This is a genomic window from Blautia sp. AF17-9LB (genome assembly GCF_003479185.1).
GTDB lineage: Bacteria > Bacillota > Clostridia > Lachnospirales > Lachnospiraceae > Fusicatenibacter > Fusicatenibacter saccharivorans.
Genome location: NZ_QUGU01000005.1, coordinates 121089 through 137254 on the forward strand (window position 1 = coordinate 121089; position 16166 = coordinate 137254).

Annotated in this window: 10 protein-coding genes; 1 reads left to right on the plus strand and 9 read right to left on the minus strand. The window is 40.5% G+C overall.

Going from position 1 to position 16166, the window contains the following annotated elements; genetic code table 11:
* Nucleotides 1–74: 74 nt before the first annotated feature.
* The 9 genes from DWX00_RS07180 to yfcC form a co-directional block, all read right to left on the minus strand.
* Entirely contained in the window at nucleotides 75–3779 is a 3705-nt protein-coding gene (locus DWX00_RS07180; protein ID WP_118594925.1) for a hypothetical protein, read from the minus strand.
* A 158-nt stretch (nucleotides 3780–3937) separates the two neighbouring features.
* Nucleotides 3938–4759 carry a reverse transcriptase domain-containing protein gene (locus DWX00_RS07185; protein ID WP_243037982.1) on the minus strand — a complete coding sequence of 274 codons (822 nt, stop codon included), beginning with the start codon at nucleotides 4757–4759 and terminating at the stop codon, nucleotides 3938–3940.
* A 402-nt stretch (nucleotides 4760–5161) separates the two neighbouring features.
* A complete protein-coding gene (locus DWX00_RS19855) occupies nucleotides 5162–6343 on the minus strand; it encodes an HNH endonuclease domain-containing protein (RefSeq protein ID WP_243037983.1) in 1182 nt (393 codons plus the stop codon).
* The gene (locus DWX00_RS07195) at nucleotides 6304–6936 is read right to left on the minus strand and encodes a class I SAM-dependent methyltransferase (protein WP_118594926.1); all 633 of its coding nucleotides are present in this window, start codon (nucleotides 6934–6936) and stop codon (nucleotides 6304–6306) included. Before DWX00_RS07195 ends, DWX00_RS19855 begins: the two co-directional genes overlap by 40 nt.
* A gap of 72 nt (nucleotides 6937–7008) precedes the next feature.
* A complete protein-coding gene (locus tag DWX00_RS07200; protein WP_055221463.1) occupies nucleotides 7009–7410 on the minus strand; it encodes a (deoxy)nucleoside triphosphate pyrophosphohydrolase in 402 nt (133 codons plus the stop codon).
* Nucleotide 7411: 1 nt separating this feature from the next.
* Nucleotides 7412–10402: a DEAD/DEAH box helicase gene (locus DWX00_RS07205; protein ID WP_118594927.1), complete on the minus strand. Its 2991-nt coding sequence runs from the start codon at nucleotides 10400–10402 to the stop codon at nucleotides 7412–7414.
* A 90-nt stretch (nucleotides 10403–10492) separates the two neighbouring features.
* Complete coding sequence (locus DWX00_RS07210) at nucleotides 10493–11392, minus strand: endonuclease NucS domain-containing protein (protein WP_118594928.1); 900 nt, start codon at nucleotides 11390–11392, stop codon at nucleotides 10493–10495.
* Between the two features lie 152 nt (nucleotides 11393–11544).
* A complete protein-coding gene (iadA, locus tag DWX00_RS07215) occupies nucleotides 11545–12693 on the minus strand; it encodes a beta-aspartyl-peptidase (protein ID WP_118594929.1) in 1149 nt (382 codons plus the stop codon).
* Nucleotides 12694–12708: 15 nt separating this feature from the next.
* Complete coding sequence (gene yfcC, locus DWX00_RS07220) at nucleotides 12709–14229, minus strand: putative basic amino acid antiporter YfcC (protein WP_118594930.1); 1521 nt, start codon at nucleotides 14227–14229, stop codon at nucleotides 12709–12711.
* A 281-nt stretch (nucleotides 14230–14510) separates the two neighbouring features.
* On the opposite strand from yfcC, the gene DWX00_RS07225 reads away from it, so the two are divergent.
* Nucleotides 14511–16157: a SulP family inorganic anion transporter gene (locus tag DWX00_RS07225; protein ID WP_118594931.1), complete on the plus strand. Its 1647-nt coding sequence runs from the start codon at nucleotides 14511–14513 to the stop codon at nucleotides 16155–16157.
* The last annotated feature ends 9 nt before the right edge of the window (nucleotides 16158–16166 follow it).

The following is a 16166-nucleotide window of genomic DNA, read 5'->3' on the forward strand; positions in this document are numbered from 1 at the left end:
ATTCACCTCCACACAGAAATTTCAGACCAATTGTTCCACACGTTCTAAGAAATTCTCGAACACTTCCTCTTTCTTTATGCATAATCAGCATTTTCAAGATATTCTTGTAATTCTACTTTCTCTTTATACTTCTCAAGATCCATACAGTATTCTTCAATATATTTTCTGTGTTCAATATAATTAATTCCTTTAAGATTATCCTTCAGCAATTTTAAGAAGTTTATTTTCTTCATAATTAACGGGACCTCACTTCCTGACCAGGAATAAGATGAGGAAAATAAAGGTATTTTCTTAAAATCTTCTGGCTTCTTATTCATCTTTAGAAATTCAAGAATATATTCCAATTTCCAATCCGGCAGGACATTTATAACCACATCAATAAGTTTTTTACACTTTTCAATTTCTAAACTGTTTTCTTGCAATTTCTCAATCAGCCAACTCTTCTTTCGTTCTAATATGGTTGCATCAGTTGTCTCAGCAAACAGTAACCTAGCTGGTTTTTTTATATAAAACACTCTTTCATCATCTACAAGGACATTAAACGCGTATGCCACACATTCACGCCATTTATCACTCTCCCATATTAATTCAAAAATTTCGGATTCATTCCAATCTTCACGCATATTATCTTTAGATTTAACCCAATCAACATATTCTTTCCAAACTGTGGGCTGCTTTTCAAATATCTTTGCAAAAAGTTTTCCTCTGTAATCAATGTGACAATCCGTTTCTATCGCATTCATATAAATGCTTGCTAATGCACTCATATCATTTCGAAAAAAATCAATAATTTTCTCAACATCATTCTCATCATACGCATAACCCAAAAAGTTTGCTGACAGTTTTGAATTCGCCAATACTGCCTTTATTACTGATGTTTTAAGTTCACTATCTCGTTCACCATAACGAGCCACAACTTGTACTGTAGGAATCACTGGCTTTGTGCTTGCCAAATTATTTATCACAAAAGTCTTGTAGTCATTAACAATTTTCTCATTCATATCTTCTTCCGACACACACTCCCAAATAAATGAAAGCCACGCATCTTTTTTATTAAGCACATTGTTATTTACAAAACAATACGTAGATTCATATCCAATATGACCAAGCAAATATTTTATTTGACGATATCCATTCAGTCTGAATGGTGCATTTGCATTAAAATATTCTTTAAGTACTTTTAAATATAGCTCGGTATCAGTCTCTATGATTTCAAAAACACAATCTAATCCCGTATCTAAGGACCATTGATCTCTATCATAGACTGTCTTTTCCAGGAATTTGCAAGAGCAAAATAATTTTTGAAAGTCTTTCAGATCATACTCACATATTTCTTTTGAAATAGTCTCTTTACGTAGTCTCTCATCTTCCTCTATGGTTTTGCCATTGAAGCACTCACGAGTCAGTATTCTATAAATTCTGAATTCTGGATTTCGTTCGGCAATCAGATAACGATAATCTGGCCTTATGCCAATTTGCTCTGCTATCTCTTTATATCTTGCAATAATTTTGGCATCCCAAAAATCTAGTGTATTCTTATCAATTATATATTCATATATCGCATCAAAATCTGCTTGTAGATAATTCTTAGAATCCTCATCGTTTAATCCATTAAAATGAACTTCTGAAAGAATATTATTAATAGCGTTGCGATACTCTTCATTTTTACGTAAAATAGACAGATTCTTCCATATATGAGTTCGTATATCGGCTAATTCATCAGTGAGCCCAAGTGTCATCCTTACAAAACTACATGATCTGCTATTTCTAATCTCTTCAGTGAAAGAGATTTCTGTTTTTAATGCGCATTCGACAATCTGTAAATACAGTAGACTGTTGTTATAATTTTTCCCTTCCTCTGCATAACACCACAACTTATCCATCAAGCGCATTTCATGGTTATATTTATTTCTACCTGAATACTTATCATATAGGAACTTATCACTTAGCACAAAATAAAAATCCATTATCAAGTCTGGTCTTTTTTCAAAATACAACATCAAAAGATCAACTGCATCTTCGAAATTCTCTGTATATTTATAACCCCCCAATATTTCTATTACTTTAGTCGTAATATTGTGATAATTTTTCTTAGCATTAATGTCAAAAACATGTAAGTCAAAGTCAACATTTGTTTCTTGATCAATCTGATTCTTGATGATAGATAAAGCCTTATCAGGATTAACCTGATAAAATGCCTCAAGATACTCCATATCCTGTTCCATAGGTGCATTATCCCAAGCAGCAATTATTGAATCTTCAATATATTTTGCACATTCTTCCGAATTAAATATTTTTATCAACGTATTCAATGCATATACAATTTTATTCCGGAATGCAGGAAATCCTATCGATATCAAGTTTTCTACACTTATCCATCTTTTCTCAAACAACACATAGTACAGTATATAATTGCCAAAACTCTGGTCTGCAATTTTTGTTATTTCATTTTTAAACCAATCTATCAATTCCAGAGAATACAGCTTCTCAATTATATCGTCCTCAGCAATTTTCTTACCATACAAATCTTTCATATCACTATACAACTGATTTTCATTATTTTTTACCGGACCGGCTATAGAGATGAAAAACAGTATAAGAATATCTTCTTTTGTCAGTTTAGCTTCATCGATAATTCTTCCATAATAATTTTTAAAAATATCCTCCACATTACATATTGCCTGATATCCGTCATCCATTGATCTCATGCCTGCAAGAAAAGCAAGTCTTATATTTCCATTGGCAATCTCAGCAATCTTTTTAAGATAATCCGAATTCACTATTCCTAAATCAGCCTTCAAAACATCTTTGATTTCCTCATCCTTAAAACATCCAATTTCGATAATACTAGGTAATGTATATTTCGATGCAGCATTTATTACCCTCTCCTTGGCATAATCTCTTACTGAAATAAGTATCTTGACATCAAATTCAATTGGCAACGTTAAAATAGTATCAAATACATTATCTAAGCTTACAACCATATTAGCATCGTCAAAGAAAAGTAAATATCTTCCGGGATCAGAAATATAATATTTTATATCTTCATATAATAAATTTCCATTACTTTTAACGCAGAAAACTTTTGTTTTTCCATTATCTTGTTGTCTACACACTTCTAAGGACAATCTTGTTTTTCCGATTCCTGACGGCCCTGTCAATATGGTCACTTTATTATTAAGTATACTAGCACATATCTCCGTAATCTCTGACTCTCGGTGAAGAAAATCACAACCAATGGGTGCATTTATCCCATTTGCATCATATGCCTTAACAAAATCTTCCACCCCAAAAAACTGATTTGTATCAATTGCAACTCCCAGTTCGTCTCTTGCAATATGTGGATAAAATAATGCCAGATCATATGAAAGTGTATCTATTCCGATAAGTTCAATTTCAACGCCATCAATGGCTTCCATAATACTATTGAATTGTTCTATGTGAATATTCGTAGAGCAATGACCACAAATTATCTTTTTTATTTTTTCTTTCGGTAATGATAATTTCGCTTCATCAAAGCATGATAAAATGTCCGCACGTATTTTCTCTACTGACTTTGAACTTACAGTTCCATAATTTATTAAGATATATTTTTCATCATCAGTAAAAACATAGGAATCAGGTGTACCCTTTGTTGGTTTATTAGTTCCAGTTTGGACTCCTAACGTTTGAATATTATTAAATTTATATTTTTTATAAAGATACGCATCAAACAATTTTTGAAAGGCTCCACCCTCCAATTGCATGATTGCATTTTGAATGCGATTTATGTTACCCAATTGATTTCTCCCTTAGTATTTCTATACTAAAACAATAAGCTTCTCGCCAACGATCAAAATCGGTCGAGTAGACGCACCCCTTACGGTCGTGCGCCCCTCACAGAATCCGGACGTGCGGCTTTCCCGCATCCGGCTCTTTGCGAAACGAATCGTTCACATTATCCTTCGTATACGCTGACATAGATCCGCGTTCTCACCAGAGGATAGCTGTTATCCAGCATATTCAGAAATCCTCTCCAGTTATAGCTTTTCTTCTGGCTTCTCCGATTTAAACAGTAAAACAGGCTTTTCATAACATTATATCGGAATGCCGTTATACTCTTTGAATTGTCAGTGATTCCATAGTAATGGTAATAACCAGTCAGTATCTGATTGAGTTTTGTTATAATCTCCTTCAGACTGCATGTCCTCATTCTTGCTAACAGCAGATTTATTTCCCTGCATTTCTTTGCAAATTTCTTCTTACTGGTTTTCCTCTTTACCCTGAATCTACCATTCCTGCTCTGCGAACAGTAGTGTGTAAAACCCAGGAAAGTAAAGGTCTCTGGTTTCTTTCCGCATTTCCGACATCTTGCTTTCGCATAACGCCCAAGCTCAATCAGACGGCTCTTTTCTTCCTCAAGGCTTAATCCAAAGTATCCCATTCTATGCTTCAAGTGTTCATAGAACCATTCTGCATCTGTTTTATATTGGAATGTTACTACAAAGTCATCAGCATAAACCACGAGGCCTGCATATCCTTTCAATTTCGGTGTAATCACTTCTTTGAACCACCATACCAGGACATAATGCATGTAAACGCAGGAGATTACAGGCGAACAGACAGAACCCTGTCCGCTTCCTTCGTTTATTGACACTTCCATTGGTAAGAATGACATACTGTCCGCAAAGTTCACACATGAATAACCCACTATGTGCAGATACAGTTCCTCCTGGATGCAATTTTGCAGCTTGCTCTGCTGTAATTCGCTTCCAACCATTTTCTGACCATCTACAAACATGTGTTAGTGATGCCGAAGCCATGTGTATTCCTCCTACATTTTTCGTTCTTGTCTTTTAATTTGAATACTCTTTGTGTTCAGATAAAACCATTTTCCATGGACATCAAAAAAGTTATCATATTCTTATATTATACCATAATGCTTCTAAAATTCTTGATAATTTCGCACTTTTTTATTATTTTTTCAATATTTATAAAAGAGACAGCTATCACTGTGATGGCTACTCACCTCAATGCTATTTTATAAGTTCACCAATCCAATTTACTCTTTTTCACTAGCACACGGCAAATTAGGGAGCTCTTCTATATTTTCTTTATCCCATCGAGCCAAAATATCTTGTCGCTCATGTTCCATACACCATTCTTTTAAGGATTTTCCCATTCACGTCCCTCTATTCCAAACCTCATACCCCTGCCGTCTCGCCGAATCATACACCGGTTGCATATTCTTCTGTAAAATATTATAAAACTGCTCCCGTGAATTTCCCTTGCAATACAGTTCTCTTCCAGCCCAGATAGAATGTAAATTATCTCGATAGCATCCTTCAAACAATTTATGTATTCCCGGCTTTTCATGAATAAACCCATACAGCAAATACTGATTCTCAGCAAATCTTTCAAAAAACGGATCCCATTTCGGAAGCTTATTACTTTTCGCCGAATTCAAGGAAGAATCCATCGGCATCAAATTCCAAAGTTCATCGTTCATGACAAACGACCATGGAATAAAGTGATCTACATCATATGCTTTTGGCGCGACAACTTCTCCGGTAAACACGTCTCTGACTTCCGTCAGTTCCAGAATACCCTCCCATAGTTTCCGCACATGATTCAATTTCCGCATTTTCTCATCCATCGGCGCCAGTTTATATACAAGACCTGGAACTTCTGGATTATTATTTTGCAACCATTTGACTTTTTCGTATTGAATCCATCCAAGAATCGATACCGTGTTATCCTGAATCATCTTTATCCAAGATGGCTGAAAATATATTTCTTTTTTGAGCTTACTCCCTGTTCCCAGTGTATACGGTAATATCACAACGTGCTCATTAATTCTCTCAATATATTCCGTCATTCGCCGTACGCTTCCCCAATCTGCTGGTTCTTCCGCTCTATCAAAAAATCCTGCAAGAGCTCTGTACGGAACCATATTGGTGAGCTGCTCTTTTGATGTTTTCAATTCCAGTGCATACTTTTTAATCGCATTTTTAATTTCTACCTTGGATGCATTTGCAGGCAGATTGCTGAGTTCTGATAATTTACTTACAGCTCTCTCCAATCCATCTTTTACTTGTCCATCGATTGGCATTCCGCTCAGATGGATGTGAAACTCGCGGACCGAGTACCATGCATTGCAAATCATTTCATCGATCACCGCATCAAAAGTGGTTTCTTTTACGCCTTCCGCAATAAGCTGGACAATCGCTTCCAACCAATAAAACTTGTAACAATAGGATGGATCTTTCATCATGTGTGAAAACCCTTCAATATCTAATGTATTGTAATATTTCCCATCCAGTTTCAAACTATATCCGATTTTTGAAGTATCAAATTCAACCACTTTTCCTCCCTCCTACCCGGACGGACATCTTTCGATATCCAGTATTCTACTATCTTTATTTCTGAAAAGTCTTTTATAAATGCCGCAAAAGAATTTTCTGTAAAATCGGTATAATATCGTTCTTCACGATATCCAGCATATTCTCCATACTTGAAGGAAGTATAAATATATCCTTCTTTCTTTAGGGCACGCATCATTTTATATAGAACATCTTGTAATTCGTCTTTCGAAAGATGTAAGATAGAAGAACACGCCCATATCCCCTCATACTTATTTACGAACGAAAGTTCCGAAAATAACATTGTTTTCACTTCAATTTTGACATATTCTCTGGTAATTTTACAAATTTCTTCCGATCCATCTACCGCGTCGACACGATAACCTTTTTCCAGAAAATATTTACTATCGCGTCCGGATCCACAGCCAAAATCCAAAATATAAGAGCCGTCCGAAAGGTAGGAAAGAAACTTATCCTGTACGGAATGGAACTCAACACTCTTTGTATTTTCAATAAATTTAGTCGCATTTTGATTATAATATTGCAGTGTATTTTCGTCCTGCTCTGTAAATTTTTTTGTTTGCTCCAAGGTCATAGTTTCTTTCCACCCTCACTCATTTTTCTACTCGACAGCACTTTTCGTGAAATATGTCCTAATTTTCTGTTCCTACATTCCTTTTCTAATTTCCTCTATCAATGTAATATCTGCAGGTAACCATTCTACTTCGTTCAGTTTTTCTTTCGTCAACCACTTTGCCGCTTCGTGTTCTTTCAATACGAGATCTCCATTTAAAACTTCACACCAAAAACAATCCATAGAAAGGTGAAATGCCGGATAGTCATACTCAATCGTATCAATATATTCTCCCACTTCTATTTCTGTATCCAATTCCTCCATAATTTCTCTTTTCAAAGCCTCCTGTGGTGTCTCGCCTTTTTCAATTTTTCCTCCCGGAAATTCCCAGCCGCCTTTAAATTCTCCATAACCTCTCTGGGTTGCAAAAATGATGGATTCTCCTGTTTTATTTACTGCTTTTATTACTGCTGCAACAACTCTGATTGTTTTCATTTTACTTTTCCTCCATTGTTTTTCCACTCTGCAAATATCTCAATAAGTCTTCTCTTACTGCTGTTTGCATTTTAAATTTTAATTTACAAATCGGTTTTAATACGCCTCTATTATTTTTCTTTTCCGCTTCATGAGCCTCCAAGACATCAAATTCTCCCATATAGAAAAAATTGTTTTCTGCATCCGTCTTTTGAACAAAAAGATGTTTTCTTGGTGTATTTAAAACCTTATCCATATATGCACCATCTAACTTTTTATCAATTTGGGAATCCCATCTAAAAATTACGTTGTCTACGAATTCATCCGCATAATCAGGCTTTCCATCAACATATTCTTTTTCTTCATCTATGTTTTCTTCTTTATGATACGTGACAAAAATGAAAACATCGTCTCCTAGTTGCGACATTCCATACATTGTTGACGACAAATCTTTGCCTGCATTCATAAGCAAACTAACATCTCTTCTTGAGTATTTTTCATAAAGTACAAATGGCACTCCATTTCTATATGGTTTTGCGTACTTATCTTGATATCTGGCTAAACCAACAGCCACAATGTCCTGGACCTGATCATAAAAATCCTTATGTGCTAGGCGTTCTGTATAACTTAAAATTCTCTTTAAACGATTCTCTCCATCTGATTCCAGAATATCAATCTGGTAAAACTTCTCTCTTTCCGTGCTGTTTGTGACAAATTTGCCTTTCAAAACATCGCATGCAAGATCAATCTTTTGCGTTGTTATCTCATAACCATATCGTTCTCTGCAATTATCGATAACTTCAGAATATGTAATTTGATTTTTTTCTAAAAATAATCGCAAAATCTCCAATTCATCTGGTCTTACACCGCTTAATATCGTCTTTGACAAATATTCCAGTGTTGTCTTTTCCTGTTCTGACAGCCGAAACAGCTGCTCCTTTTTCTCCATTTGTTCTGCAAAAGAATAATAAGTTTTGTATTCCTTAACAATTACAAGAGGATCCATCTCCGCATTTTCATAAAAATCCAAAAGCATTGGACGTCTTCCGAGACGGTTTTTCAAATTAACGTATCCTTCTTTCATCAATTCTTTCAAGGTGCTTGGTTTGATGCAATCAATCGCATGAAAAATCTTTTCTTTTGCTATTTCATCAAAATGAATAGTAGATGCTCCCGGAATGGTACTATTTCCACTGATCACATATTTCCGAATCACATCCGCATTGTAGGTATTATCCCCAGATAAAGCGACGGGAATCATAAAATTATTATTGTAATTTCCGATAAAATCCAGAATCACTACATATTCTTTTCCTTCCGCCTTACGCAAGCCTCTTCCCAATTGCTGGATAAAAACAATGGGTGACTGTGTTGGACGAAGCATAATGACTTGATTGACTTCAACAATATCAATTCCCTCGTTCAAAATATCTACAGAGAAAATGTAGTCCAAGGGCTGTAATTCCTCCGTTGCATCCTCTTCTTTCATAGCCAAACGTTCAAATGCTGTTTCTCGAAGCTTTTGCGGCGTTTCATTACTAAGTGCAAGTGTTCTATAACCACGCTCATTGAACATGTTTGACAAGGTTTCACATTCTTTATTTCTACTGCAGAAAATCAATCCCTTCACACGTTCTCCGCTATAGCCATAATATTGCGCCTGCTCAATGATATGGTCTACGCGTTCTTCACTTGTAAGAAGATTAAAATCTTTTTCTGTAAGGTTCTTTCCTTTAGATGTTTTATCATCTATCAATGCAATATCACTGATTCCAAAATAATGAAATGGACACAGCAAGTGCTCTTCCATTGCTTTCTGTAATCGAATTTCATGCGCTATTTGATGATGGAAAAGTTCATAGACATTTCGCCCTTCTATATGATCATCCCGTTTATCCGGCGTAGCTGTCATACCTAAAAATAACTGTGGTTCAAAATAGTTCATTACTTTCTGATAGGTATTCGCTGGACTATGGTGTGCTTCATCGAGAATGATACAATCAAATGCATCTTTTTCATATTGGAACAAATGTTGATCTCTATTTAGCGTCTCTACCATAGCAAATACAAAATCACAGCCATATTCGTGTTTTCCATCGCCTACGATGCCCATAGAAACAGAATTATTAAACACTCGTTCAAAAGACTTCTTGGCCTGTTTGGCTAACTGTGCCCGGTGAACAAGGAATAATACTCTCTTAAAACCTAATTCACGCATTGCAAATGCTGATGCATATGTTTTTCCAGTTCCCGTAGCCGAAATCAATAATGCTCTTTTCTCACCCTTTTCAATGATTTTTCGAAGATTAACAATAAATTCTTCCTGCATGGAATTCGGCTTTAATTTATATTTTTCAAAAGACGGAATCCTGTCTTTTTTAGCCTCTTCTCGTTGATGTTTGATGATCTCGTAGCGTGCTTTGTAAATTTCATAAAAGGTTTCAAAATCCAAAGCATACTCCGAATTCCAAAACGAATTGAATTCTTTTACAATCTCACTTGCTACTTCACCCTGCACGGTCGATATAATCTTTGTATTCCACTCTATGTTGCTGGTAAGCGCTGCACTTGTCATATTGGAACTGCCAAGGATAATTCTATAAACCTCTTCTTTTTTGAAAATGTATCCTTTGGTATGAAATCCATTATTGGCAGCTTCCACATCATACATTTTTAGCGTAATATTTTTCAATTCATTCAGTTTTGCCAACGCTCTTGGCTCACTAAAATCTAAGTAGTTCGTTGTAAGAATTTGCCCCGGGATTCTCTTTCGCTCGAGTTCTTTTAACGTCTGCAGGAGGGGCGTAATTCCTCCCATTGTGATAAATGCCACACTAATCTGGAATTGTTCACAGCGAAGTAGCTCTTCTTCAATAGAAGAAATAACTTTTTTACCCTCTTCTGGATTGTTTGATATAAAACTCGGTTTATATTCCAGATTTGAAGCAAGATTTCCATTGATATAGGCTGCTTCCACCCCTTGATTTATGTTTTGTATTATTTCTTCTTTCACCGTTTCATCCTCTCTGTTCTAACTTTAAATTGTAACGTATTTGACTTTACAATTCAAATTTTTTCATCATTTTCCAGTTTTTACCATGCTTTATAACGTCTCCTGATACGCCCGATCAATCAGCTTCTTCGCCTTCTGAAAGTCTTCTGCCGTCTTAATCGACACTTCCAGCTCCCCGGTTCCGTAATGCCCGATCCCACGGGTATCTCTCGTAAATCCTTCTTCCAGTTCAACAGTATCTGGATCGAGCTTCATTCGGAGCAAAATCTGTTTGTTATAAATCTCAATGCAAAAAATATTCTGTACTTTCTTATAAGCCAGATACAGCTTCAATTGATTCGCAAAGAGATCATCTCCCAGCGATTCGATGTAGTCACAAAGCGCCGTATATAATGTTTTGAAATGGCTGCTTGCGGAAGCCAGCTTCTCTAAATGCGTTTTCTGTGTGTATGTACTACTTGTTGTTGAAATAGTTGATGTTTCCGTTACTGGCTTTGCCACCGGTGTGTTCAGATGTTCAAACAGCAACAGATCTTCCCCATATTTCCGATATTTCACCAACTTGATATTCCTCTGCATCTGATTCACTGCATGCACGTCGTATTTCGTAAAATCATTTGCAATACAAATCACACAAGGCACCGACCAATCAATCTGGTCTGCTACTTCCATACCCAGTTTTTCAATCACAAGCAGTTTGAAATCCGCTTTGTGATCCAAAAGCCAATCCAGATAGAATAATCCCTGATTAATTACGTTCTCGCTCGAGCTTCTCTTATACTCAAAAATCACTGGGCTATTATTTTCATCAATTCCGATGCTGTCCATTCTTCCGGATGTGATCATATATTCACTTTTCAGAAAACGAACGCCGAAAAATGTCTCCATGTTCTGCTCTATCGTTGTTTGCAGTTGTTTCTCCAATACTACCGTGGAAGAGGTGCGCTCTTTCACAACCGTTCCGACCTCAAAAAGTTTTATTTCCGACACTGCAGTTTCTCCTTCCCTGTCGCAAGATATATGTTCATTATATCGTACCTTCTTACAAAATACTATTGTAAAACATTCTTTCCGCAGGCATTCCCATCAAAAAAGGCCGCAGCTCCGCAAAGCTGTGACCTTTTCCCAATATTACCAATATGCTATTTCCGATACACCGTCTTCCCCCGTGCAACGACTTCCTGAATCTCCAGTCCCTGATCCAGTACGCAAAGATCCGCATCATATCCTTCCCGGACCTTGCCTTTTCCTTTCAGTGACAGGATCTCTGCCGGGTTTGCCGTAATCGTCGAAATTGCGGTTTCCAGCGGAATTCCCGCTTTCTCCACGCATTCTTTTACTTCTTTCAGCAAACAGCTCGACTGGCCCATGCCCATCCGCAGGAATTCTCCCTTCTCATTAAAGATCGGCAGACTGCCCTGACCGTCGGATGAGATGGTGATGTGTTTCGGATTCACGCCTGCATCCAGCATGCGGCGGATTCCTTTGCACACGCGGACTTCATCACAGACAGTTTCCCAGTAATCGATCTCTTCATTTCCGGTGAAATCGACCGCACCGCCCTTTACGGCGTATTCAATTGCCTTCTGGAACAGCTTCTCGTTCCGGTTGACATGGGTCGGGAGGAACTGGCTGGCCGGGATTTCGGTTTCGCTGATGACGCGTTCGATCAGCTCCATACATCTTGCACCGTCGCCAAGGTGGACATTGATCACTCCCGCTTTCCCGGAAAGAACGCCGCCGAGGCGCGTGTCTGCTGCCAGTCGGGCGAATTCTTCGAAGGTCGGCTGTGAGGATCGGTGGTCCGAGATGGCGATTTCGCCGGTTCCGATGATTTCTTCGATCATCATGATATCTTTCGTAATTCCATCCGTCAGTGTACGCACCGGAACCTGATAGCTGCCGGTGTAGCACCAGGCGGACATGCCCTGCTCCCGGAGGCCTTTTGTTTTTGCCACGAGCGCGCACATGTCACGGCCAATGCCGTCAGTTCCGAGGCAGCCGACAACGGTTGTCACACCGAACTTGTTCAGGCCTTCCATCGTCGCCTCCGGGGTGCGGTTGGCAAAGCCGCCCTCGCCGCCTCCGCCGAGCACGTGAACATGGCAGTCGACAAAGCCAGGTGTCAGGACAAGTCCAGTTCCGTCTACGGTCTCCGCGCCAGAGAGCAGGCCGTCTGCCGTTATCGTGCCGGCATCTGCGATCTTGACAATTTTATCATACACAGTAAGAACGTCTTTTCTTCCGAGGTATTCCGGCGCATAGACGTCTATGTTCTGAAATAATATCATTTTCTCTCACTCCTCTTAAAATCCAATGGCGACCGCAATCAGAATCGTAATGACTGCTCCAATCATCAGTATCCCTAAGAATTTCCACATGAATTTGATCCAGTTCGACCACTCGATCTTTGCAATCGCCAGGGAGCCGATCAGGCAGCCGGAGGTCGGGACGATCAGGTTTGTGAAAGCATCACCGAGCTGGAACGCAAGGACGGATGTCTGGCGGGATACGCCGAGAAGGTCCGCGAGCGGTGCCATGATCGGCATGGTGATCGCCGCCTGGCCGGAGCCGGACACGACAAAAAAGTTGAAGACCGACTGGAACACGTACATCAGCACGGCTGCGGCTGCACCGGAAAGATCGGCCAGGGCCTGTGAGATGCCGTACATAATGGTGTTGATAACGGTCGGGGTGGTCGGATCGGAACCGCCGAGCACCTGCATGATGCCCTGTGCCATCGCAACAACGAGTGCTGCGCCGATCAGGTCTTTTGCGCCGTCTTTGAAGGAAACGGCAATGTCGTTCACTTTCATGTCATTCAGATGGAAAATGACACCGATCACACCGGCCACGATTCCCATGATGAAGAACTGGGTTGCGATTTCGGCCATGTAATAGCCTTTTGCCATAACGCCCCAGATGACCCAGACAACGGTAACGGCCAGTGTTACCAGAACTAAGATATGGCCGATGCCGAAGGAATGGCCCTCGTCGATGCCTGTTTTTTCGTTCTGATCACGGAAATACTGGTCGCTTTCGTAAGCAACAGAGATTTCCGGGGTCTTTTTGACTTTCGCTGCATAGAACATGGTCATGCCGCAGCCAAGAGCGGTGAATACGACCCACATCACCATACGGAAACCTGCGCCGGAGAAGACGTCAACGCCGGCGATTCCCTGTGCGATTCCGACGGAAAACGGGTTCATCCAGGAAGATCCGAAGCCGATCTGTGTTGCCACGTACGTAACAAGCACGGCAATGACGGTGTCATATCCGACAGCGACGAACAGCGGGCAGAGGATCATGGTGAACGGAAGGGCCTCTTCTCCCATTCCGAACACGGCTCCGCCGAGGGAAAACAGGACGAAAAGGACCGGGATCAGCAGTTTTTCGGCTCCTTTTGCTTTACGGATCAGGCCGATCAGACCGGCTTCAACGGCTCCGGTGCGGATCATGATACCGAAAGCGCCGCCGACTACCATCAGAAATGCGATGATTTCGATGGCGGAGCTGCTGATAATTCCGTTATACATGTAATTGAAAAATCCGGTTCCGCCGTCGCCGCTGAACAGTGAAACGCCTTCTGTGACCGGTTTTCCTGCAGCATCGGTCAGATACTGGAAGCTTCCGTCTTTGATGACGGTACGGGTCTTTTCTACCCCGTTCATCAGGTACGTGACATCCTCTGTCTCGTAATAGCCTTTCGGGACGAGGAATGTCATGACGGCCGCGATAACCACCACAAAAAAGATGATAATGTAGGTATCCGGCACGTTAAATCCCCTGTTGAATGATTTCAGGCCTTCGCCTTTTTTTTTGCTCATATTTTGAGATTTCCTCCATTTGATATTCTATTCTCGTTTTTAACGCGCATGGATTAGTGTACCATAGATCATAGAGGAAAGTCACTGAAAAAATCAAAAAAGTAACAGAAAAATTTTCCATTCGGATTTTTCTGCCTGCTGTGTGCAATGTCATGCATAACATGATTGTATAGAAAGACAAACAATTCCTTTTTGGGTTTCCTGCTCCCCGTCTCTTATGCTATACTTGGAAAGTTGTTCTAACAGTAATACAAATCTAATACAGAAAGCGAGCTTTTCAAATGAATTCGTTCAAACCAATGCTACTCACTTCTCTGAAGTCCTATGACAGCGCGCAGTTTGCCAAAGATGTGACTGCCGGTATCATCGTTGCGATCATTGCACTTCCTCTTTCTATTGCACTGGCTCTTGCTTCCGGCGTGGGGCCGGAGGCTGGTATTTTCACCGCGATTGTGGCGGGCTTTGTGATTTCCGCGCTCGGCGGAAGCTGTGTCCAGATTGCCGGTCCGACGGCCGCGTTTGCCACGATTGTTGCCGGTATTGTCGCGCGGGACGGCCTCGAGGGGCTGATGACGGCGACCATTCTTGCCGGTGTCTTCCTTATTATCATGGGCTTCTGTCATTTTGGAAGTCTGATCAAGTTTATTCCTTATACGATTACAACGGGTTTTACTTCCGGTATTGCGGTGACGATCGTGATCGGACAGCTGAAGGATTTCTGCGGCGTTACGTATCCTGACGGAGTAAAGCCGATTGAAACGATGGAAAAACTGAAGGCATTTGCGGAGAATTTTTCCACGATTTCACCGGATGCGCTGATTGTCGGAGGGGTCAGCCTTGCCATTTTGATTGTGTCTCCGCTGATTTTCAAGAAAATCCCGGGATCGCTGATTGCTGTTATTGCCGGTATTCTGATGGTTCAGTTTCTGCCGCTGCACGTTTCTACGATTGGAAATCTGTACACAATCAGCAATGCGCTTCCGACGCTTCATCTGCCGGTTTTTGACATGAAACTGATTCAGTCGGCGATTCCAAATGCGTTTACGATCGCGGTGCTTGCGGCGATTGAGTCGCTTCTCTCCTGTGTTGTTGCGGACGGCATGATCAACAGCAAGCATCGTTCGGATACAGAGCTGATTGCACAGGGTGCCGGAAATATTGCTTCTGCGCTTTTCGGCGGTATTCCGGCTACGGGAGCGATTGCCAGAACGGCGGCAAATATCAAAAACGGCGGACGCACACCGGTTGCGGGTATGGTGCATTCCATTACGCTCGTCATCGTTCTTGTTGTGCTGATGCCGTTTGCGGGCATGATTCCGATGCCGACGATTGCCGCGATTCTGTTCCTTGTTGCCTACAATATGTGCCAGTGGAGAACCTTCGTGCATCTTGTACGCACGGCTCCGAAGAGTGATATTATCGTTCTTTTTACTACGTTTGTGCTGACCGTTGTGTTTGATCTCGTTGTCGCAATCGAGATCGGCATGGTTCTGGCCTGCCTGCTTTTCATCAAGCGGATGAGTGAGGAAACGCACGCCGACAGCTGGGTCTATGTGGACGATGATTCCCCGGCGGTGGATGAACATCTGCAGAAGCTGCCGCTGGAAATCCGTGTATACGAGATCACAGGACCGCTCTTCTTTGGCGCGGCGGATGCGATTGAGCACATCGTGGTAAAGGATTTCACAAAATGTCTCGTTCTCCGGATGCGGAGCGTACCGGCGATCGACAGTACAGCCATGAATGCACTCCAGAATCTGACGAAGCTCTGCGAATCGAAAGGGATCACCATCGTCTTCTCTCATGTGAATGAGCAGCCGATGAAGGTGATGAAAAAATCCGGCTTTGTGGAGCTTGTCGGGGAAGAAAATTTCTGTTCAAATATTTCGGATGCATTAAAGCATGCGGAGGAGCTGATTTCGAGATAAAAAAGGCCG

Coding starts and splice junctions, on each gene's coding strand:
- DWX00_RS07185 (WP_243037982.1), bottom strand. CDS start 4,759: ATGGTTGGAAGCGAATTACAGCAGAGCAAGCTGCAAAATTGCATCCAG.
- DWX00_RS07195 (WP_118594926.1), bottom strand. CDS start 6,936: ATGACCTTGGAGCAAACAAAAAAATTTACAGAGCAGGACGAAAATACA.
- DWX00_RS07200 (WP_055221463.1), bottom strand. CDS start 7,410: ATGAAAACAATCAGAGTTGTTGCAGCAGTAATAAAAGCAGTAAATAAA.
- iadA (WP_118594929.1), bottom strand. CDS start 12,693: ATGATATTATTTCAGAACATAGACGTCTATGCGCCGGAATACCTCGGA.
- yfcC (WP_118594930.1), bottom strand. CDS start 14,229: ATGAGCAAAAAAAAAGGCGAAGGCCTGAAATCATTCAACAGGGGATTT.
- DWX00_RS07225 (WP_118594931.1), top strand. CDS start 14,511: ATGAATTCGTTCAAACCAATGCTACTCACTTCTCTGAAGTCCTATGAC.